We start from the raw sequence: 21,378 nt of genomic DNA on the forward strand, positions 1-21,378 counted from the left end.
CTATCGCGTCGCGCGCGGCGCGCCGCTGCCTGAGGGGTTGTTGCCTTGATCGGCTGAGCCGAGATTTGCAAGCGCAGCCGCGACCAGCGAGGCCTTTGACCCGTTCGACCCCTTGACCATGACGATGTCGCCGGGGCCGACCAGCTTGTTCGCCTCGGCGGCCAGTTCGGCGGCGGTGGCGCGCCACAGGCCGCGTCGCGACGGCGGCAGGGCGTCGTGCAGGCGGCGCATCTCCATGCCCGCAGCATGGACGACGTCCAGACCGGCGGCGGCGATGGGCTGGATCAGGCCTTCGTGCAGGGCGCGGCTGTGCTCGCCCAGTTCCAGCATGTCGGTCAGGACGACGATACGGCGACCGCCCTCAGGCACCGGCCTGGCCCCCAGGCTGAGGAAGCCCGCCTTCATCGACAGGGGATTGGCGTTGTAGCTCTCGTCGATCAGGGTGAAGGCGCCGCCGGGAAGGACGACGGTCTTCAGCTGGCCGCGTCCCGCCAGAGGCTGGAAGCCGGCAAGCGCCTCAAGCGCCGTATCCAGCGACACGTCCAGCGCCCGCAGCATCAGGATGACGCAGAGGCTGTTCAGCCCCCAGTGCACGCCCGACTGGGCCAGCCGGTAGTCGAGGCGATGGCCGTCGATCTCGGCGGTGACGCGCGCGCCCTCGGCGTCGGCCTTGAAGCCCAGCAGACGGGCGTCGGCGCCGGCGCCCGAGCCGAAGGTCTGGACCACAGCGCCAGCCGCGACCGCCGCCTGACGCACCAGATCGGCATGGGCGTCAGCGGCGTTGATCACGGCCACGCCGCCGGGAACCAGGCCCTCGAAGATGGTCGCTTTTTCGCGCGCCACGCCCGCCTCGCCGTCGGCGAAGGCCTCGATATGGACCGGGCCGACCGTGGTGACGCAGGCGGCGTGCGGACGGACGAACTTCGACAGAGGCCCGATCTCGCCCGGCGCATTCATGCCGATCTCGAACACGGCGCGATCCGTGCCGTGGGGCATCCGCGCCAGGGTCAGCGGCACGCCGATATGGTTGTTGTAGCTCTTGATCGAGGCGTGGGCCGTTCCGGCCAAATCAAGGCCCGCCTTGATCGCCTGGGTCACGCTGGTCTTGCCGACGCTGCCGGTGACGGCGCCGCGCAGGCGGGCGCGGTCGCGGGCGGCGACGCCCATGGCCTCCAGCCCCTTCAGAGTGTCAGGCACCAGAACATAGGGCCCGCCCTCGACCGGACGATCGACCAGGGCGACGGTCGCGCCCGCGGCGAAGGCGGCGGCGGCGAACTCATGCCCGTCGCGGGCGCCATGCAGGGCCAGGAACAGGTCGCCGGGGGCGATCTCGCGACTGTTGTAAGTGAGGCCCGAGACAGAGGCGTCGGGTCCGTGAAGTGTCCCCCCGGTCGCCGAGGCGATGGCTTCGGCGGTCCAGAGCGGGGTTTGGATGTCAGGCATGATCGCGCAGGGCTTCAGTCGCTTCGGTGGCGTCGTCGAAGGGGTGCACCACCCCGGCGACGATCTGTCCCTGTTCATGCCCTTTTCCGGCGATCACGACCACATCTCCTTCACGCATCAGCGATACGGCGTGGCGGATGGCCTCGCGGCGGTCGCCGATCTCCAGCGCGTCGGGGCAGCCGGCGCGGACCTGGGCGCGGATGGCGGCGGGGTCTTCGGAACGCGGATTGTCGTCGGTGACGATGGCCACGTCGGCCAGACGGCCGGCGATCTCGCCCATCATCGGCCGCTTGGCCCGGTCGCGGTCGCCGCCGGCGCCGAAGACGACGATCAGCCTGCCGGTCGCGTGCGGGCGCAGGGCGTTCAGCACCGTCTCCAGACCGTCAGGCGTGTGGGCGTAGTCGACATAGACCTCGCCGCCGCGCGAGCCTTCGCCCGGGATGCGCTGCAGACGGCCTTGGGCGCCGCGAATAAACTCCATGGCGGGGATGACGCGGTCGGGGTCTTCGCCGCCCGCGATGCACAGGCCCGCCGCGACCAGAGCGTTCGAAGCCTGGAAGGCGCCGGCCAGAGGCAGCAGGATGTCGTGGATGCGGCCGCGCGCGTCGATGGTCAGGCGCTGGCCTTCCGGCGTGGCCCGGCGCGCGATCAGCGACAGGTCGCGCCCGCGCTCGCCCACGCCCATGACGCCCAGTCCCGCCATGATCGAGGCCGAGGCGAAGGCGGAATAGGCGTCAGAGTCCGCATTCAGCACCGCGGTGCGGCCGCGCGGCAGCAGGGCCTCGAACAGACGCAACTTGGCGGCGCGATAGGCAGCCATGTCGCCGTGATAGTCGAGATGGTCCTGGGTCAGGTTGGTGAAGCCGGCGGCGCGGATGGCCACGCCGTCCAGACGGCGCTGGTCGATGCCGTGCGACGAGGCCTCCAGCGCCAGGTGGGTCACGTCCTTGGCGGCCAGCTCGGCCAGCAGGCGCGCTGCTTCGGCGGCGTCAGGGCTGGTCAGGCCGGGGCCGGTCAGGGCGTAGGTCTGCTCGCCCTTCTGACCGACCACGCCCAGGGTGCCCATGCTGGCCGACTTGTGGCCGAGGCCCGCCCAGATCTGGCGGCAGAAGTTGGCCACCGAGGTCTTGCCGTTGGTGCCCGTGATAGCGACGCAGGTCCTGGGTTGGGCGCCGTAGAAGCTTCGCGCGGCCAGGGCATAGGCGCGGTGCACGTCGCCCGAGGTGACCAGCAGCGGGGCGGCGCCCGCCGGGGTGTCGGACGGGGCCAGGATGGCGGCGGCGCCCTTGGCCAGGGCCTGAGGAATGAAGGCGCGGCCGTCGGCGGCCGAGCCTGGCAGGGCCACGAACAGGGCGCCCGGCGCGACCTTGCGGCTGTCGGATGTGACCGAGGTGATCTCGGGGTCCGAGCTGACGTCGCGCCGCAGGATTTCAGAGAGGCGAAGCGCGCTCATCGGCCGTCGCCCTCGACGTCCTGGAACTCAGGGATCTTCTCACCGAGCGCAGTGGACCAGCGGTCGGCCTTGCGCTCGACGCCGAGGAAGGGGGCGATGCGGTCGGCGATCTTGCCGACGGCGGGCGCGGCGACATAGCCGCCGGTGCGCGGATAGGAGGACGGCTCGTCCACCAGAACGAAGATAGTGTAGCGCTTGGCCGTCACCGGGCCGTCGGCGGGGAAGACGGCGGCGAAGGAGCCGACGGCGTGGGTCGGGTCATAGCGGCCGTTGACCAGCTTGTTGGCCGAGCCGGTCTTGCCGCCGACCCGCAGACCCGCCGCATCGGCGAAGCGGCCCGAGCCGCGCGTTACGTTGCGGCGCATCAGGTCCAGCATGGTCGCCGAGGTTTCCGGCGAGACGACCTGACGGGTGCGGGCGTTGGGCAGGCCGCCCTTGCGCAGGGTCAGCGGCACATAGCGTCCGCCGTTGGCCAGGGAGGCGTAGGCGGCCACATACTGGATCGGCGTGACCATGACACCGTAGCCGAAGGACAGCGAGGCCAAGGTGCTGTCGTCCCACTTGCGGATGTGAGACGGACGGGCCGATTCCTTCAGCTCGATCGGGGCGGCGTCCAGCAGGCCCAGCCGCTGGAAGTAGTCGCGCATCACGTCGCCGCCCATTTCGACGGCCAGGCGCGAGGTGCCGATGTTGGACGAGTGCAGATAGACTTCTTCCAGCGTCAGCACCTTGTTGGTGGCGTGGAAGTCCTTGATGCGGCGCTTTCCGATCTGCAGGGCCTGGGAAGCGTCGAACAGGGTGTTCATGTCGGCGCGGCCGGTGTCGATGCCGGCGGCGACAGTGAAGCTCTTGAACACCGAGCCCATTTCATAGTGGGCCGAGGTGACGCGGTTCAGCAGGGCCTCTTCCGGCGCGCTGTTGCGGCGATTGCCGTCGTAGGTCGGCCAGCTGGCCATGGCCAGAACTTCGCCGGTCTGGACGTCAGTGACCACGGCGACGGCGCCCTTCGCCCCAGCGGCTTCGGCGGCGGCGGCCAGTTCGTTCTCGACCACGCCCTGGACGCGCAGGTCGATCGACAGCTGGAAGTCCTCGCCCGCGGCGCCCGCGGCACGGATGTCCTTGTCGAAGGCCAGTTCCGAACCGGACACGCCCTCGCCGCCCGTGTCGGCGCGACCGATCAGGTGCACCGCCGAGGTGCCCAGCGGATAGACGCGGCGATCCTCGGGCTCAAACGAAACGCCGCCGAGCGCAAGAGCGTGGACCGCGCTGCGCTCAGAAGGGGTCAGGCCGTTCAGGACCAGCAGGCGACGGTCGCCACCCAGCACGCGGTCCAGACGCTTGGCCGAGACACGCGGCAGGGCACGGCGCAGCTGGGCCTTGGCGCTGGCCGGATCCCAGATCTCGCGCGGGTCGATATAGAGGCCGTAGTGGGTGATGTTGGTGGCCAGAAGCTGGCCGTTGCGATCCACCAGATCGGCGCGCGTCAGAGCGTTGGCGTTAAAGCCCGAGCCAGCGGCGCCGCGCGGCGCGAACAGGGCCGCGTGGGCCGCGCCCAGGGCCAGACAGGCGAAGACGGCGCAGAAGACCGCCATGATCAGGAAGATGCGGACGCGGGTGTCTTCTTCCGGGCGACCGTCGGCGCGGGCGCGCTCGAACGAGTGCTCCATCCACCAGACGCAGGAGGCGACCCAGCGCCCCCAGGCAGCGAACAGACCGCCGACCGACGGCCCCTGCGGGCGCGGTTGCGGACGCCCCGGCGCGGGGCGACGATAGTCCATGCCGTGGTGATCATGCACGCTCAATGCAGGCTCTCCCCGGCAAGGGACGGCGCCTCAGGCGCAGCATCGACGGGCGCGGCAGCCACGGGCGCAGGCGCCGCGACAACCGGCGGCGGCGGCGGCGGCGCGATGGCGGGCAGACCAGCCTCGACCGCCTGGCGGCGCACGTCGACCGGGCCCAGGCCGATTTCACGCGACAGAGCCTCCAGCCGGGCGGGCTGCTCCAGCCGGGTCGCTTCGGCGCGCAGCAGGCGGACCCGCTGGCGGTTTTCCAGAATGTCGCCTTCAATGCGCGTGATCTCGGCGCTTTCGCGGGCGGCGGCCGCCTTGGCGATATAGACCGAGAAGATCAGGGCGCCGACGCAGACCACGCCGATAATCTCGACGCAGCGCACGCCGCGGACCTTCCAGTCGAACAGGCGCTTGACCGGAGCGGGCACGGCGATCATCCGCGCTTGCCCTTGCCGGCCCGACCCTCGATCGCGCCCCAGGCCGGAGCCTCAGTGCGGACAGCGGCGCGCAGCTTGGCCGAACGGGCGCGGGGGTTGGCGGCCAGCTCGGCCTCGCCCGCCTCGCGCGCGCCCTTGAACATCAGGTCGAAGCTGGGCTTGCGCAGCTCCACCGCGACCGGAGCGTGACGCGAACCGCCCGGCGCATTGCCGGTGCGCTCGGTCATGAAGGCCTTGACGATGCGGTCTTCCAGCGAATGGAAGGTGACGACGACCAGTCGCCCGCCCGGCGCCAGGGTCGCCTCGGCGGCTTCCAGGCCGCGCTCCAGCTCGCCCAGCTCGTCGTTGACGGCGATGCGCAGGGCCTGGAATACGCGGGTCGCGGGGTGGATCGGCGCGCCGCGACGCCCGCCCAGGGCCTTTTCGACCACCTCGGCCAGATCCAGCGTGCGGCTGAAGGGCTGCTCGACGCGGCGGCGCAGGATGGCGGTGGCGACGCGGCCCGACTGACGCTCGTCGCCGTACTGCTTGAAGATGTGGGCCAGCGGCCCGTGGTCCCAGGTGTTGACGATGTCGGCGGCGGTCGCGCCCTCGTCCGACATCCGCATGTCCAGCGGACCGTCACGCATGAAGGAGAAGCCGCGCTCGGCCTGATCCAGCTGCATCGACGAGACGCCGATGTCGAAGACAGCGCCGTTCAGTTGCGCCTTGCCGCTCTCGGCGAAGGCCTCGGACAGACCAGAGAAAGGGGTGCGGATCAGTTGAAACTGGCCGGGATAGGCAGCGGCGACCGCGTCAGCGTGCGGCTGGACGGTCGGGTCGCGATCCAGGCCGATAACCTGGGCGCCGCGATCCAGAATGGCGCGCGTATAGCCGCCAGCGCCGAAGGTGGCGTCGATGACGACATCGCCGGGTTGCGGATTCAGGGCTTCGAGGACTTCGGCCAGCAGGACGGGAGCGTGCGGAGAGGTCATGCTGCGCCCCCCGCCTTGGCGACCGCAGCCTGACGGCGCATCTCGCCGAACTGCTTCAGGCCTTCGCGCGCCATGCGGCGCTGCTCGGCGCGGTGCGCGGCCCACTTGTCCTTGTTCCAGATCTGGAAGCGCTCGCCGACGCCGTAGATGACAACCGTATCGGACAGCTCGACCTCGGCGCACAGATGCTCCGGCAGGGTGATGCGGCCGGCGGCATCATAGGACAGCGGCTTCTGCTCGCCGAAGATCGAGGCTTCCAGCGCCGAGCGGTAGGGATCGCCGAAGGGCAGGCTTTCGATGACGGCGCGGTATTCGGCGAACAGCTTGTCGCCGCCCGCTTCCAGGCAATCGGCTTCGATGGAGGGGAAGCAGAAGACGCCGTGTTCAGCGCCGTTTTCAGCCGTGCGGAATTCCTGGGGGATCAAGAGACGGCGCTTGCCGTCCAGCTGCTTCTCGTAGGTCGAGAGAAACACGCTTTGCCCAATCGAGCCCTGCGGCCCGCCCCTGAAAGTCCGTTGATGACACCACGCGCCGGGCGAGAGCCCCTACTCATGAGGCTGTGGGATAGCATGGGATCAGATGGGCCTCAATGGGATTAGTTGACACCCTTTAACCAAATTTACCGTTCAGCGAACGGCTAAGACAGTCAAAAACGAGAACATACAAGCAACAACCAGAGTATTCACAGCCTGTGGACCGCTTTTTCCGCCATGTTTTCAACGCAGGGGTTAATAGGCGCCCCATTGGCGCACACCAACGCGCGATCCTCGGGTCAAGCCCGAGGATGACGGCAGAAGTTGAACGGGACACGGCCTCAAGCAGCCCGAAGCGCGATAGGCCAAACAACATGGGCCTCAAGTAGGCCGGAGGCCGGTAGGCCCCTTAAAAAATGCCAGACGGCCTGTAAGCCGGGTTCTGTTCCGCCCCGAAAGGCGGCGACGATCATTCCTCTGGACCGCCCATTGCTGGACGGTTCTCGCGACCTACCCGGACGCCTCGGGCGGTGAACCCTGCGAGCGAACCCGCGCGACGTCCCTATTCGGTCTTGCTCCAAGCGGGGCTTGCCATGCCGCCGACGTTGCCGCCGACGCGGTGGGCTCTTACCCCACCCTTTCACCCTTCCCCGGGCCGAAGCCCAGGCGGTTTGCTTTCTGTGGCGCTATCCCTCGGGTCACCCCGGGCGGGAGTTACCCGCCGCCTCTTCACCGTGGAGCCCGGACTTTCCTCGACAAGAGCAAGCTCTCGCCGCGACCGCCCGGCCGTCTGACGGGGGCTAAGTGCGCGCGAACGGGGCGCGCGTCAATCCAGAACGCCGGTGACGCTCTCGACCGAGGCCAACTGAAGCAGGCCGACCAGACGCGCGCGGGTCTCGCCGTCGGCGACGCCGTCGATACGGTCAGGTCGCCAGTGGCGCTGGAAGGCCTCGACCGTCAGGCGGGTTTCGTCGTCGTATTCGCCGCCCGGCTTCAACCCATAGCCCAGCCGGTGCAGGCCCGAGCGCAGGACGATGACGCCCAGCCCCTCGTCGCCCGGCGACAGGTCGGCGCCGAGGGCGGCGACGCGCTCGGGGGCGGGATCGAACCACAGGCCATGCCCCGCCTCGGCCAGACGCTTCCAAGGAAACAACTCGCCCGGGTCCTGCTTGCGGTCCGGCGCCGTGTCGGAATGGCCGACGATGCGGGCGTCGGGGATAGTCCAGCGCGCACGAATATCGGCGATCAGGGCGATCACGGCTGCGATCTGCACCTCAGGAAAGGCGCGATAGCCGAACTCGTGGCCCGGATTGACGATCTCTATGCCGATGGAGGCGGCGTTGATGTCGGTCTGGCCCTGCCAAGCGCCGCGACCGGCATGCCAGGCGCGACGCTCTTCCGGCACCAGGCGCAGGATCACGCCGTTTTCATTGACGACATAGTGGGCCGAGACTTCGGCGGCGGGATCGCGCAACCGGGCGACCGCCTCATCGGCGGTCTTCATGCCGGTGTAGTGCAGCACCAGCATGTCCGGCGGACCGCGCCGGGCGTTGAAATTAGGCGACGGGGCGTCGATGAAGCTCGGCATGGCGCTCGATCAGCGCCCTTCGCGTTCCCAGCCGTAGGCGACCCAGGTGTCGCCGACCTTCTGGGCGTCGATCACGCCCTCGTCGCGATGCGCCTTGGCGGCGCGAGCGCGACGGGCGCGGAAGGCGAAGCCGGCGAAGAAGACGACCACGCCGGCGATCAGGGCGATCACAGCCACGGCGGCGGCGGTCAGAACGGCAAGCACCGCGCCCACGGTCAGAGCCAGGGCCGTGGCGATCAGTCCGCCAAGCCAGACGAAGGGCGCCATCAGGCCGCCGCCGGTGCGGCGCCGGGCGTTGAAGCCGATCTGGGCGAAGGGGTCGGACTGAATCATGGAACTGCCTTTCATGGCGCACCGATGAAGGAACGCCTGAACCTCAATGTCGGTCCATCGACCTGAACGGTCAATGGACTGCGACATCACGGCTCAGTCAGGAAACGCCTCAGAAGGCCGGCTGGTCGGCCAGCACCACGGCGCCGCGGCTGCGCATCCGGTCGGCCTCGACCCGATTCAGCACGGCCTGGGCCGCCGGATCGCCCATGACCTGACCGACCGAGACCATGGCCTCGGCCGCCTGGCCCGAGGCGCCGAAGGCGCTGGCCAGGGCTTCCCACGGCGACTGCGGCGTCGGGAAGCGCTTGAAGCGCACCGATTCGCTGGTCGGGATATTGGCGAGTTGGCGGGCCTTGATGACAGCCTCGTTCAGACCGCCGAGTTCATCGACCAGACCCAGTTCCTTGGCCTGAGCCCCGGTCCAGACCCGGCCCTTGGCGATCTCGCGCACCCGCTCGACCGGCAGCTTGCGCCCCGTCGACACGCGGACCACGAACTCCTCATAGACGCGGTCCATCGAGGCGGCGAAGGCGGCGCGTTGGGCCTGGTCAAAGCCCTGCACCGGCGAGAAGGCGTCGGCGTAGTCGCCGCCGACCGACAGGCCGCGCATGTCCAGGCCGAAGCGGCCCAGGGCGTCGGCCAGCACGAACTTGCCGCCGAAGACGCCGATGGAGCCGGTCAGGGTCGAGGGCTGGGCCACGATCCAGTCGGCTTCCGAGCTGATCCAGTAGCCGCCCGAAGCCGCATAGGCGCCCATGGACACCACCACCGGCTTGCCCGCCGCCTTGGCCGCGCGGACGGCGGCCAGGATCTGTTCCGAGGCCTCGGGCGAACCGCCCGGCGAGGAGACGCGGAAGACGATGGCCTTCACGGCCTTGTCCTCGATGGCGTCATAGATGGCCTTGGCCGTGTCGTCCGAACGAATGTCCGAGCCAGAGCCGAAGGGCGAGGCGCTCTGGCCGCGACCGGTCATGATCGCGCCCTCGCCGCCGACGATGGCGATGGCCGACTTGCCTGAGCCGTTGCGCGCGCCCTGCATCGAGGCGTAGTCGCCGAAGGCGACGATCTTGGCGTCCTTGCCGGCCTTGGCCTTGGCGGCGGCTTCGGCCTCTTCGACCTGACCGATCTTGTCGACCAGCTTCAGCGACAGGGCCTGTTCCGCCGAATAGGGACCGGCCTCGATGACGGCTTTCAGCGCTTCAGGGGTGGTCTTGCGGTCGCGCGCCGTATTGGCCAGGGCGCTGTCGTAGATGGAGGTCATCCAGGCGACCATCGCCTCGCGGTGCGGGCCGGTATAGTCGCTCTGCGTGTATTCGTTGACGGCGTTCTTGTACTCGTAACGCTGCTCGAACTCGGCCTGCACCCCGTATTTCTGGAAGGCGCGGCCCAGGAACAGGCTGTCGCTGGCCAGACCCGTGGCCTGGAAGTTGGCGGTGTTCTGCAGCCACAGCTGGTCAGCGCTGGCCGCGACCATATAGCTGGACACCACCGCGCCGACGGGCATGAAGCCCTGGCTGTGGGCGATGACCGTCTTGCCCGAGGCGCGGAAGCGGTGGATCGCCTGGCGCACCTCGTCGGCGGCGGCGGGGGTCATGCCGCCCTCCGGCGCGCGGACCAGCAGCACCTTGACGCTGGCGTCCTTCTCGGCCTGGGCCAGGGTGTCGACGATGTGGATCACCGACAGGCCCGAACCGCCGAAAGCGGCGAACGGATTGGTCGGCTGCTGGTCGGTCAGCCCCTCGCGCAGGTCCAGCTCCAGCACCGTATGGGCGGGCGTGGCGGGCTTGGAGGCGCTGGCGGCGGCGGCGAAGAACAGCAGGGCCGCGATCGGCAGGACGATGAAGAAGGCCACGAGCCCGGCGAAGACGCCCAGCATGGTCAGGAAGAACTGTTTCATGAAAAAGGCGGCCGTCCCGTCAGTGGCCACGCGCGGCCTGCCGCGAGCATAAAGCCCGGATGGTGGCCGTCAAATGAAGGCGCGGTAATGAAATGCAGAAAGGGCCCGCCGTCGCCGGCAGGCCCTCCCCTCGTCTTCGTTTCAGCCGATCAGCGACCGATGTCGTAGGTCCCGGTGATGTCGATGCGGACGGTCAGTTCGCCCGCCGACACCGGGGTCGAGGCGTTTCCGGCGTCCATGGCCATGGCGCGGGCGTACATCGGACGCGGCGGTTCCGGCATGTAGCCGCCGCCCTCGGTCAGGGTGCGGACCCCGCCCAGCTGAACGCCCAGAGCCTGGGCATACAGCCGCGCCTTGTCCTGCAAGGCGCGCACGGCCAGCTGGCGCGCCTGATCCTCGGCGGCCTTGGCGTCCTTCAGGCCAAAGGCGATGCCGTCGATCTGGTTGACGCCGGCGGCGACCACGGCGTCGGCGGTCGTGCCGACCTTGGTCAGGTCGTTAATGACCACGGTGACGCGGTTCGTCGCCTGATAGCCGCGCAGCTTGGGCGGCACGTTCTGCTGATAGTCGTACTGGGCCGACAGGTTCAGACCCGAGGTCTGGATGTCGCGCTCGTTGATCCCGGCGCGGCGCAGGGCGGCGACGACGCGGGTCATCTGTTGCGCGTTCTGGGTCATGGCCTCCTGGGCCGTGGCGGCCTCGGTGACGACGCCGAAGTTGATCGTCGCCTGATCCGGCGCGACCTTGACCTCGCCAAAGGCCGACAGATTGAGGGCGGGCTGTTGCGCCATGGCGTGCACCTGCATCGGAGAAGCGCCCGTAGCCTGGGCGGAAGCGACGGCGGGAACCGCCAGGGTCATCAGGGCCGTGCCCAGCATCAGGGCGCGCGCGGTGCGGGTCATCATCATCTCCGTCGAAATCCATCGGCCAGGCGTGTTCGCCAGCCACGACCCTACCTTGGCCGTTTCAAGCTGAACAAACGCGCAAGACCGGCATGCAGGTTCCGTTCATCGGCATGAAAAGCGCGACAGGTCCGCGGCGGCTTTGCAGCGGACGCATCCCCTGCTAGGCACAGCGTCCCTCCTTCGGGGGCCTGTAGCTCAATGGTTAGAGCCGACCGCTCATAACGGTCTGGTTGGGGGTTCGAGTCCCTCCAGGCCTACCAAACTCCCTCGGGAGCCAGTGATAGCGGGATTTTCCAGTCTTTTCGGCCTTCTACGACCATGGACTGTGACACAAGACTGTGTCACCAGACGGGAATGGAAGCCGTGCCTGGATGCAACCACCTCTACCGACGCGGAGCCGTTTATTGGTTCCGCCGCAGGGTCCCCGGGGACGTCGCGAAGTCCCTTGGGACATCACAATGGCGGCTTAGCCTCGGCACGAAGGACTTTGATGAGGCGAAGCGCCTCGCCCGTCTCCGCAGCGTGTCCACGGATCAGCAGATCACCGTCGTGCGTGCGCGCAACATGGGGAAGGTCTCCCCTCCCCTGTCCAAGCAGGAAGCTGAAAAGCTGGCGCAGTCCTGGATCGCCGACGTGCTGGAGTGGGACGAGGCATTCCGCCTCGGTCGGCCGGGCGAAATCAAAAGCGCAGCCCTATGGTTGGAGGAGGAAGCGGCCAACTACCGAGAAACCCTAGGAACCCTCGACACCGCCGCCGTCGCTCAGGAGGTGGCCGAGACCCTGGCGAAGGCTGGCCTCTGGTACCCCTCAGGTGACCCAAGTCGAAACCAGATAGCCCTGGCGCTTCTGAAGGCCCGCGTGCGCCTCGTCGAGCTTATGGAGCGTCGCTTGGGCGGAGAAGTAGTCGAAGTCGCAACCCCCGTTATCATGTCGCCCGCGCCATCCCTGCCGGTCGGAATGACCGTGGCGGAACTTGTCGCCGCGTTCCGGGCCGAGCGGGTGGCTCGGCACGGCGAGGAATCCACCGACCGGAAGTATTCCCACATCTTTTCCGGCCTGGAGGAGGCCTTGGGGAACTCCAAGCCCATCCGATCAATCACGCGGGCCGACATCCGCGAAGTCCGCACCCTACTCCAGCGTGTGCCGAAGTTTGCCACGCGCCGCTATCCAGGGCTGACGTTGTCGGAGGCGGCCGAACGGGCTGACGAAGACGGCGGCGAACGCATCGCCCCGACCACCGTCAACACCTACCTCCAGAACCTCGCCGCCGTGTTTAACTGGGCTGTGGGCGAGGAACTCCTCGACCGGAATCCGGCGCAGGGCATGGCGCTGTCGGCGAGCCCGAACGTGCAGCGACGCGGCTTCACGACCGAAGAACTGCAACGCCTATTCAATGGCATGGCCCCGCTAGCTGAAGGGGAACAACCCTGGCGTTTTTGGATACCGGCTCTAGCCCTCTTCAGTGGAGCACGAGCGGGCGAGTTGGCCGCACTCCGAAAGGCAGACTTCGTCATAATCGACGGCGTCCAGTGCATGCGTTTCACCAAGTTCGACGACAGGGGTCGCCGCATCGAGGGTCGCAGCCTGAAGACTGAAGCAAGCGCACGCACTGTGCCGATCCATCGCGCCGTCCTGGACGCTGGATTGATGGACTATGTTGCCACCCTCGCCGATCACTCCGGGCTGGCCTTTCCCTCGCTGCAGCCGGGACCGGACGGCAAAGCCTCGCACTACCTGTCCAAATGGTTCGGGGACTTCCGCCAGGACATGGGTGTCGGCGATCCAGCCACCCCGTTCCATAGCTTCAGACACGGCTTCCGCGACGCCACCCGAGAGGCGGGTATCCCCGGCGAAATCGCTGACATGCTAGGGGGTTGGACAACCCAAGGGATCGCAACCCAATATGGCAACAAGGGCCGCGTGGCGCTTCTAAGCCGCGAACTGGCCAAGGTCTCCTACGCCCCCTTCACACTGCCCCTCCCGGCTCCCCCTAGGACGCCCCTGGACGCCCTTCCAAAGGACCGACGAACTTGACCACCCCGCCACGCCTCGAGCCCGCTGACGAGTCCTGCAGGGGCTTCAGAGACCATTCGATTAAACTTCCACCCTTGGGGCGGGATTATCTCAGGTCTACCTCAGGTAACCCTCAGGTCCCTCAGGTCCCTCAGGTCCCTCAGGATCACCTGAGCGTCCGTTGTGATGGCCTTGGCAGGGCGGCCTATCACCATCATGCCTGCTGAAGCCCCACCTAGCACGGTGTTCCGCATCGCGAGGAGCACGAGCAACCTCACAGGTCATGTCCTGAGATGGATGGCCAAGACATGCCTCCTGGTCATCGCCGTCGTCGCGTTCGCACGCTGCACTGCCTTCTTGGAGGGCAGCAGCCTCACCCAAGAGGAGGCACTGTATCAAGCCCATGAACGATACGGGGACGCAGACTATTCGGATCTCGGCAAACCGTATCCATGCCTAGGAAGCTGCTCGGGCCAAGATGCTGGCGTGCAATGGGCCAAAGAAAGCAAGATCGTCTATCCCGATGACTGCGGCGGACGCAGTTCCTCATTCTACGAGGGATGTGTAACTTATGCTGATGCGGTCCAAGAGGCTGCGGCTCAAATCAAGCTCGGCTACTGAACGGCGGACGGACAACTGCAGCGCACTCGAGCTGGCCCCAACGACACCAGGGGACAACCGCTCTTAGCTGGGACGTCGAGGAAATACAGTCATCGCAAGAGAGCCGTTCCGTCAGCCCCCTAGCTGGAGCCGTTCACACGAGGGGACTGTTCCGATGCTCCTCTCTGAGGGCCTGGTCAGCGCCACGACATCGACGCCCGCCCTCCTGAGTGCCCACGAATCCGCTTCGGGCACACTTGGCGTCCACCTACGGCAGCTTTGTTCAGGAACTGAAACGCTTGGCTTGTCGGACCAGCCTTGCCTCGCAACGTTATCCGCGCGCTTAGGCTGATCCGACATGCCGCCACAGTGAACCGCCGCGCCCTGGTGATAGAACGAGGACTTCCACGAAGGGAGCTGTTTGAAACAGCTCCCCTCTGATTGCCCTACCTCGGCCCGACGTCGGGGCGACCCAGCCCCTCTCGATTTTGCTCGCGATGCCTGATCGGTCCCCCGCGCATACTGACTGACACCACCACCTTAGCCATCGCCCGCGACGCCGACGACGTCGTGAACGTCCGCTCCACCCAGATTGACGGCGAACCTTGGTTCGTTGAGCCGGACGTGTGCCGTGCCCTGAGCCTTCCCGTGAGCGGCGCTGCCGGTGGCGCATCGCGCTATCTGGGCCGCCTTGTCACCAAGGAGCGCACGGTCATCCGCCGAGGTGAGGCGAACGGGTCGCCTCTGTTTGGGAACTCTAACGCTCCCAGCCTGAGCCTCATTTCCAAGTTGGGCCTCTACAAGCTCATCATGCGCTCGGACAAAGCCGAGGCCGTCGTCTTCCAGCACTGGGTGACTCGGGAGGCCCTGCCGTCCATCCGCAAGACCGGCTCCTACGCCCTGACCGACCACGACAGGGAAGCCATGCCGCTCCCCATGGACATCCCGGAGTCCTTCGCAACAGCCCTCGGGCACCTCGCGAGGCCCCACGGAGCTCGAAGTGGCCTGATTAAACTTCCACCCTTGGAGCCCGCGTAGCTTTTTGCCGTCCTCAGGACCCAGAACGCCGCCACCGCAGGCCCGGGGACACCGCGACACACGCAGTTCCTCTGATGATGACGAGCCGCTGCCTTGCGGCCCCCAACACTGGAAATCTATGGACCCGAAAATCATCCGCACGGAGGACCGTGACGGCTGCGCCATCGTACGCGTGGAGCTGTCGAACAAGCGCGGCCTCTTCGTCACTTTGGACGCCGCCGACTACGAATCCTGGATCGTCAGTGGCCGTTCCCGCCGCTTCATACTCAACCAGAACGGCCCGCTAACAGGCACCTACAGGGTGGTCTACTCCGACCGCACCGTGGCAGGCTCCATCGCTGGCGTTGCTCGTCAGCTACTCCAACCGGGACCCGGGCGGACCACCCACTACCGGGACGGTGACCGCCTGAACCTTCGCAGGTCAAACCTGGAAGCCCGGGTAGGCCGCGCGAAGGGACAGACGCCCGCCCCGCCCACTGATCAGCCCGCCTAGCCGACCACCCACCTTCACTCAGTTGGCCGCCCCTCCCCGACAAGGGGAGCGCCTCCCTGTCCTCAGCGAGCCCTCGGCCGCCCCCAGATGGAGCCTTTGACCCAGTACGCAAGTCTCGACGAGTTGTACGCAGCCACCGACGCCGAAGGCCCGCGCGCCTCGGCGAGCCACCCAAGCCCCCCGGGGCCGGGGGGCACCACTGGGGCCGAGCAGGCAACACCCGTGCGGACCAGGAGCGTCAGAGCTTCTGGGACCGCCTGGGCTCCAACCTGTCTGCCCCCGAGGCCCGTAAGAAGGTCGAGCGGTCCCAATGAAACTCGCCGACACCGCCCAGGTGGCAGTCGGGGGCATCCGCGACGCTGCCTACCGGTCGTGTCTGGAGTTCAAATGTTTCCGCGCAGCTTACCCGCCTACCCATATTTGTAGGGATGGTTGTGGAAATACCCCCATAGGGGGGCCCGTCATTGAGGCGGCGCGGCAGTCCTTCACCCCATGACATAAGGGGGCCGCGCCTTTGCCTCTCGCTATAGGGCCGCCAGCGCAACCGCCCCCACGAGAGGAGCGGGCGCACTGTCCATTATGGGTATACCCACAGCGGACAGCGGGAAAGTGTCCGGTATGAGTTGACTTCCTATTTATCAGACAATAAGTCCGGTTTCATTATAGACCTTTTCGGACACTCTAATGGCCGACATTCTCGCCTTCACCGCCCGTCCCGGCACTGCCCGTCGGCCCAGCAAAAACGGCGCATCCGTCCTGCCGCTGGGGCAGTTGGCCGAGCTTCAGGCTCGCCATGCCATCAACCTCCTCCTTGCAGCCCAAAATAGGCTCGAGGACTGGAACGCCCACCGCGCCCGCCGACGCGCTGAAGCCGACGCAGCCAAGGCTGCTGCCCGTCGCATGGTAGGGCTCACAGGTGCAGGCGACCTGAGCGCGGCCCTACATAGCCGTGCCTTCAAGATGGCGCTTGCCTGCTCTCGCGAGAGCCTCGACCGAACACGTGCGGTGCAAGACCTCCACGCAGCCCAAAGTGCGGCGGGTGCTGCCCTAGCCCGGCTAACGCGGTGCGAGGCCCGCCGGGTCTACGGCGACGCCTTCCCCGACCTAACGCCTCAACGGGTCGGCTCGGCAGTCAGCGCGTTGCTGCGGGACCACCGGGCAGCCCTGCGGTTTGCGCGGGAGGCCCTGTGATGGCGGTCGTTGGCTATGCCCGCGTGTCATCCATGGGGCAATCTCTGGAGGTTCAAGAGGAGGCTCTGAAGGCTGCGGGGTGCGAGAAGGTCTTCGCTGAGAAGCGGACGGGAACAACCCAGGAGGGCCGCGAAGAACTGAGGCGCGCTCTGGAGTATGTGCGTGAGGGCGACACTTTCGTCGTCAGTCGCATCGACCGCCTCGCCCGCTCGGTGAGCGACCTGGGGGAGATCGTAGCGGTCCTCACCGCCAAGGGCGTGAGTTTCCGCGCTCTCCAGCAAGGAGAGTTCGACACATCTGCCGCGACCGGCCGGTTCTTCCTCCAGCTTCTCGGTGCGTTCGCAGAGTTCGAGACCTGTCTTCGTCGCGAACGCCAAATGGAGGGGATCGAAAAGGCAAAAGCCGAAGGGCGCTACAAGGGTCGGCCGAAGAGCGTGGACACAGCCACCATCCGCCGCCTCCATGCCGAGGGAGAGAAGCCTGCGCACATCGCCAAGCGCCTGGGGGTGGCCCGCTCGACCGTCTACGAGGCCCTGAAGGCCTAGATGCCTTGCTTCTGGACGTGCTCGTCCTGCCCCCTGCTTTTTTTGCAGTCTCCCCCAAGCATCCCTTGAGGTTCTCCCCTGGCAACCTGAGACGACTTAGGGCCACGGCGCGGCTCGGCTGAGCTCGGTCGCCAGTTGACCTCGCCCCCTGACCACCGCCCCCCCCCTGCCGCCCAGTTAGTCAGCAAGTGCCCATGACCCCAGCGACCACCAAACTGCGACCAGCAGCTCAGTACCTACGGATGTCCACAGATGGGCAACAGTACTCCCTGGAGCACCAGCAGGCAGTCATCGCGGGTTATGCCCAGTCCGCAGGATTTGAGATCGTTCAGACATACACGGACGCTGGGAAAAGCGGAGTGACCGCTCAGCGCAGGGAAGGACTCAGTGCGCTTCTCGCTGACGTGGTGACCAAAGAAGCGCCGTACACGACACTATTGGTTTTGGATGTGAGCCGCTGGGGCCGGTACCAAGACCCCGATGAGGCCGCTCACTACGAGTTCCTATGCCGGTCCTCTGGCGTTGAGGTGCGGTACTGCGCAGAGACTTTCGAACCGGGATTGGCGGGCTCGGTGTTCAAGGCCCTTAAGCGCGTGATGGCTGGCGAGTACAGCCGCGAGTTGTCCGCTAAAGTCCGAGTGTCGAAACAGCGCCACGCCTTGGCTGGCAACGCCCCCGGGGGGACCTGTCGCTACGGGTTTGCAAGGCAAATCGTCAATCCAGACGGCAGCTTCGGCAAGGTACTGGAGCGCGGCGAGCGCAAGCAGCGTCCTGAGCAGACCCTCCAGTTCGTCCCGGAGGGACCGGAGCAAACCTCAGTACTTCGGCGGATATTCCGCCTGTACCTGAATGACCACTTGGCGATGTCCGAGATTGCCCGCCGCCTGAACGCTGCGGGAAAGTTCTGGCTTGATGGTACGCCCTGGAACAAGACCCGCATTTCCGAGGTCCTCCGGTGCGAACTGGTGACCGGCCGCCAGCCCTTCGGGAAGACGGCGTGCTTCCTAGGCGAACGCGTCTACCACAATCGCGACACTTGGGGGTCCGTTCAGGTCTTCCCTCCCATCGTGCCGGTTAAAACCTACGAACGGGTCCAGGCCCGCTTGGCCGCCCTAAACGGCAGGCCAGGAAAAACCGATGAGGAGATGCTTTCAGACCTACGCGCCATTAAGAAAAAACAGGGACGGGTCACGGCAGCTATGATCGATGCTGACCCTCGGTGCAGCGCGAGCGCAACATATTTTAGTCGGTTCGGCACCCTGTCAAACGCCTACAAACTCGCAGGCTTCCGCTACGCCCCAAGGGAGAGAGGAAGACGAGAAGACGGGTCTCGCTTGTCGCGAGAAGAAGTCCTTGATCGTCTTCGCGCGCTTCATGCCGAGAAGGGTCGGATTAACATGCTGCTCTGTCGCGACGACGACAGGCTGCCTCCGCTGGACTGGCTTCGTTGGGAGTTCGGAAGTCTGAACGAGGCGTTTGACGCCGCAGGGGTGCCTCATAGAAGTAACGGAGGACCTCGGCGAAATCCCGCACATAGTGTGCCCCCAAGGTCACCCGCTGGAAGCGGACGCTCCGAGGTTTTCTTGGGGCCGCACGGCGGTCGCTACATTATCACCTCAGGAGGGCGCAAAAAGTACGGCTGTTAAGGAGCCTTCCCCAGTTCTTTACAGGCGGACGACTCGGGCCCATCCTCGTCATGCGTTGAGGGGTCCGGCTTGGTCGCCGGGCGTCCCCTAGTCTGCCCGGATGGGATACCAGACACAACGCGCCCTTGCTGAGCGGTCCTATGCAGTCCCCTAGGGGGACCAAGCGGAATGCCGAACAGGACCACTTGGGGGGCCAGAGGCGTTTCTAGAGCGCGGACGGCCAGTCGATGATGGGGATAGCGACGGCTTAATATCGCTCCTCCCTGCGCTCCGTCTCTCCTCACGGACAGGCGGCCGGTCGCTGTCCGAAGGAACCCGAGCCATGAAAGCTCTCCTTCGTATGACGATTTCGGTGACGCTTAAGGTGAATATCGCAGCCATCCTTCTTGGGGTTGCGGCAATCATCAAGGCGCTTCACTGAGACTTGGGGAGTCTTTAGGGGCTCCCCATTTCTCTGGTGCCCCCGTGGACACGCTGAGAGGGAACGTCCTATTGCTGTCCGAAGCCTCGGGGGAGAGCGACTTGGCCGACATCAATGACACCCATCGCGTTGGACTGGCGCAGGTCTTGGGTGGGGCCGTGGCCTTCAAGGCCGGAAATATTAACGACACCTATAGGGGCGTTATTCGCACCGACACTGGCGACCGCCCGGCGATTATCAAAGACCTAGCCCCCCGCGAACTAGCCAATGAAGTTCTTGCCGCTGGTTTGGGGCTTTCCGCCGGTCTTCCAATCCCGCCCGCGTATCTGGCCTTCGCATCCACGGACCGACTATCCACCAAGTACGGGCCGGAACTGGAAGGCGGGCGGCTGGTTTTTGCCAGCGTCGATGTGGGACAGCCGCAAGTAGCCATGCTGTGCCGTGAGCGAGGCAATGTGGCGGTGTTGGGTCGACTGGCGGCGTGGGCAGAAGCCGGTCGGCTATATGGCTTCGACGCTCTGGTCGCCAACATCGACCGCCACGCTGGAAACCTCCTATTCAGTGGCGACCAAGAAGTTTGGATGATCGACGACGGCCACTGCTTTACCGGCCCCGAATGGGGTCATAGTGACCTCATGCCACCCGACATACGCGTGACAAATCGGCTGACAGAGTGGCTCACACCTGTCCTTGCCGACCGTCAGCGACAGCTTGCCGCCCATAGGGCTGCGGAACTGGCAGGAGATGTGGGGCTGGACTTCGCCGCCCTGGCGACCGCCAACTACTTGGCCGAGCTTCTGGACGACGGTGATTTCATGGCGGTAGTCACCTTCCTGCAAGGTCGTCAGCCCCATACTGCCGGGCTTGCGGCCGAAGCTCTGGGAATGCTGGCATGAGACGCCCCTTCAGCCTTCACGATTTCCCCTCAGTGGAGGGCACCATCGCCTGCCGCTGGGCTCCCGTATTGCTTTCCCCCATTCTCGACAGCCCCGAGAAGCTCGTCATCGGCGTGGTGGCCGCGAACGGCGGGGGCTTCCACATCGAACGTGCCAACGCCTTAAATCGTCTCCAGTGCTTGTTCGGCAAGGCCGCTGAGACTGCCATTTTCGCTGCCGAGGTAGCGTTTGAAGAACTCGCCGAAAACTTGTCGGAAAGCGGCCATGAGGCTCTGAGAGAGCGGGCACTAGTCTTCACCGGCGTCACTTTGGGGGAGGTGCGGGGCGGAGAAGGCAACTCATTACGGGATGTTGCCCGGACGTGGATGAGCGCACTGTCCTCCCTCTACGAATACCGGGCAGACACTGCCGTCGAAGTTGTTGCCATGCAGGAGGCAGCAGAGGAGCTAGGCGCGCGAGGCGGTGATCGCCTTCCGATTATGGTGCTAGAGGACGTGGTCGCTAGAAATCCAGCATACGGGCACTTCTTCAGTGAGGAAATCCGGATGAAGAGGCAGCGCCGATCTAAAGTCGCGGACATCGGCATCGACTTCTCATCACCGGACCTCGTCGCAAATTTTGCCACTCTAGGCCCGTCGGCCCAAGCGAAATCGGTGGACCGCATCAAGCGAAAACTCTTCGATCTGATCGTGCGACGCGACGCCGAGCAAACGACATTCCTGCCCAGAGCCCACGAAATGATCGTCTACAGCCCTGGCATCATCGACCCGCTCATCTCTGAGAAGCAACGAGATCAGTTGGATGAGGTGCATGACGAACTGGGCGAGCAATCAAAGCGAGAAGAGATCGGCTTCCTGCCCGTCACCGGCGTCAGCGACATTACCCAGCGCATCTTGCAGACGGCGGCCGGACACGCCTAATACGGGCCTTGCCTGTGACACCCCGACTGTGACACAGGCACACTTAGGAGGCCGCTAAAGTCTAGGAAATCCAGCACCTGAGGCGTCCCTAGAGGCTCTCCCTCCAGGCCTACCACCCTCTCTGTCGAGACCACTTAGAACTGGCTCCAAACCAGCTAAGAGTGGCTCAAACGCAGATTACACCCAATCGAGCTCGCCCTAGAAGTGTCGGACTTTGACTCATCTAGGACGTTCAGAAGGTCTGGTTTCCGGAACCGATCTTAAAGCTCAGGATATCGTAAGCGAGTAGCAGTGTCGGTTCGACTAGGCGTCGCGGCTCCTG

General features: G+C 66.0%; 18 protein-coding genes, 1 tRNA gene and 1 other RNA gene. 9 read left to right on the forward strand and 11 right to left on the reverse strand.

Features of this window, described 5'->3' with window-relative positions; genetic code table 11:
• The 11 genes from murF to HNP51_RS09075 form a co-directional block, all read right to left on the reverse strand.
• Complete coding sequence (murF, locus tag HNP51_RS09025; RefSeq protein WP_184270266.1) at positions 1 to 1,443, reverse strand: UDP-N-acetylmuramoyl-tripeptide--D-alanyl-D-alanine ligase; 1,443 nt, start codon at positions 1,441 to 1,443, stop codon at positions 1 to 3.
• A complete protein-coding gene (locus HNP51_RS09030) occupies positions 1,436 to 2,896 on the reverse strand; it encodes a UDP-N-acetylmuramoyl-L-alanyl-D-glutamate--2,6-diaminopimelate ligase (protein ID WP_184270263.1) in 1,461 nt (486 codons plus the stop codon). Before HNP51_RS09030 ends, murF begins: the two co-directional genes overlap by 8 nt.
• The gene (locus tag HNP51_RS09035) at positions 2,893 to 4,674 is read right to left on the reverse strand and encodes a penicillin-binding protein 2 (RefSeq protein ID WP_260398474.1); all 1,782 of its coding nucleotides are present in this window, start codon (positions 4,672 to 4,674) and stop codon (positions 2,893 to 2,895) included. Before HNP51_RS09035 ends, HNP51_RS09030 begins: the two co-directional genes overlap by 4 nt.
• A 20-nt stretch (positions 4,675 to 4,694) precedes the next feature.
• A complete protein-coding gene (locus HNP51_RS09040) occupies positions 4,695 to 5,123 on the reverse strand; it encodes a cell division protein (RefSeq protein ID WP_184270257.1) in 429 nt (142 codons plus the stop codon).
• Positions 5,120 to 6,097 (reverse strand): 16S rRNA (cytosine(1402)-N(4))-methyltransferase RsmH, encoded by a 978-nt coding sequence (gene rsmH, locus HNP51_RS09045; protein ID WP_184270254.1) that lies wholly within the window; start codon positions 6,095 to 6,097, stop codon positions 5,120 to 5,122. The genes HNP51_RS09040 and rsmH overlap by 4 nt, the downstream gene beginning before the upstream one ends.
• Positions 6,094 to 6,570 carry a division/cell wall cluster transcriptional repressor MraZ gene (locus tag HNP51_RS09050; protein WP_184270251.1) on the reverse strand — a complete coding sequence of 159 codons (477 nt, stop codon included), beginning with the start codon at positions 6,568 to 6,570 and terminating at the stop codon, positions 6,094 to 6,096. The genes rsmH and HNP51_RS09050 overlap by 4 nt, the downstream gene beginning before the upstream one ends.
• A gap of 415 nt (positions 6,571 to 6,985) precedes the next feature.
• Positions 6,986 to 7,364: RNase P RNA component class A (gene rnpB, locus HNP51_RS09055), an RNA gene on the reverse strand.
• A gap of 32 nt (positions 7,365 to 7,396) precedes the next feature.
• Positions 7,397 to 8,158 (reverse strand): N-acetylmuramoyl-L-alanine amidase, encoded by a 762-nt coding sequence (locus tag HNP51_RS09060; RefSeq protein WP_184270248.1) that lies wholly within the window; start codon positions 8,156 to 8,158, stop codon positions 7,397 to 7,399.
• Positions 8,159 to 8,167: 9 nt separating this feature from the next.
• Positions 8,168 to 8,491 (reverse strand): hypothetical protein, encoded by a 324-nt coding sequence (locus HNP51_RS09065; protein ID WP_184270245.1) that lies wholly within the window; start codon positions 8,489 to 8,491, stop codon positions 8,168 to 8,170.
• Between the two features lie 109 nt (positions 8,492 to 8,600).
• A complete protein-coding gene (gene sppA, locus HNP51_RS09070) occupies positions 8,601 to 10,388 on the reverse strand; it encodes a signal peptide peptidase SppA (RefSeq protein ID WP_184270242.1) in 1,788 nt (595 codons plus the stop codon).
• A gap of 149 nt (positions 10,389 to 10,537) precedes the next feature.
• A complete protein-coding gene (locus HNP51_RS09075) occupies positions 10,538 to 11,290 on the reverse strand; it encodes an SIMPL domain-containing protein (RefSeq protein ID WP_184270239.1) in 753 nt (250 codons plus the stop codon).
• Between the two features lie 187 nt (positions 11,291 to 11,477).
• Here HNP51_RS09075 and HNP51_RS09080 point away from each other — a divergent pair.
• From HNP51_RS09080 to HNP51_RS09120, 9 genes are all read left to right on the forward strand, one after another.
• Positions 11,478 to 11,553 (forward strand) — tRNA-Ile (locus tag HNP51_RS09080).
• A 94-nt stretch (positions 11,554 to 11,647) separates the two neighbouring features.
• Entirely contained in the window at positions 11,648 to 13,327 is a 1,680-nt protein-coding gene (locus HNP51_RS09085; RefSeq protein WP_184270236.1) for a site-specific integrase, read from the forward strand.
• 1,149 nt (positions 13,328 to 14,476) lie between these two features.
• On the forward strand, positions 14,477 to 14,944 hold the full coding sequence (locus HNP51_RS09090; protein ID WP_184270233.1) for a BRO family protein: 468 nt from the start codon (positions 14,477 to 14,479) through the stop codon (positions 14,942 to 14,944).
• Between the two features lie 118 nt (positions 14,945 to 15,062).
• On the forward strand, positions 15,063 to 15,437 hold the full coding sequence (locus tag HNP51_RS09095; RefSeq protein WP_184270230.1) for a hypothetical protein: 375 nt from the start codon (positions 15,063 to 15,065) through the stop codon (positions 15,435 to 15,437).
• A 684-nt stretch (positions 15,438 to 16,121) separates the two neighbouring features.
• On the forward strand, positions 16,122 to 16,628 hold the full coding sequence (locus HNP51_RS09100; protein ID WP_184270227.1) for a hypothetical protein: 507 nt from the start codon (positions 16,122 to 16,124) through the stop codon (positions 16,626 to 16,628).
• Positions 16,628 to 17,173: a recombinase family protein gene (locus HNP51_RS09105; protein WP_184270224.1), complete on the forward strand. Its 546-nt coding sequence runs from the start codon at positions 16,628 to 16,630 to the stop codon at positions 17,171 to 17,173. The genes HNP51_RS09100 and HNP51_RS09105 overlap by 1 nt, the downstream gene beginning before the upstream one ends.
• A 194-nt stretch (positions 17,174 to 17,367) precedes the next feature.
• Entirely contained in the window at positions 17,368 to 18,819 is a 1,452-nt protein-coding gene (locus HNP51_RS09110) for a recombinase family protein (protein ID WP_184270221.1), read from the forward strand.
• A 522-nt stretch (positions 18,820 to 19,341) separates the two neighbouring features.
• Positions 19,342 to 20,136 carry a hypothetical protein gene (locus tag HNP51_RS09115; protein WP_184270218.1) on the forward strand — a complete coding sequence of 265 codons (795 nt, stop codon included), beginning with the start codon at positions 19,342 to 19,344 and terminating at the stop codon, positions 20,134 to 20,136.
• Positions 20,133 to 21,056 carry a hypothetical protein gene (locus HNP51_RS09120; RefSeq protein ID WP_184270215.1) on the forward strand — a complete coding sequence of 308 codons (924 nt, stop codon included), beginning with the start codon at positions 20,133 to 20,135 and terminating at the stop codon, positions 21,054 to 21,056. The genes HNP51_RS09115 and HNP51_RS09120 overlap by 4 nt, the downstream gene beginning before the upstream one ends.
• Positions 21,057 to 21,378 lie beyond the last annotated feature (322 nt).

This window comes from Brevundimonas bullata (assembly GCF_014207965.1).
Taxonomy (GTDB): Bacteria; Pseudomonadota; Alphaproteobacteria; order Caulobacterales; family Caulobacteraceae; genus Brevundimonas; species Brevundimonas bullata_A.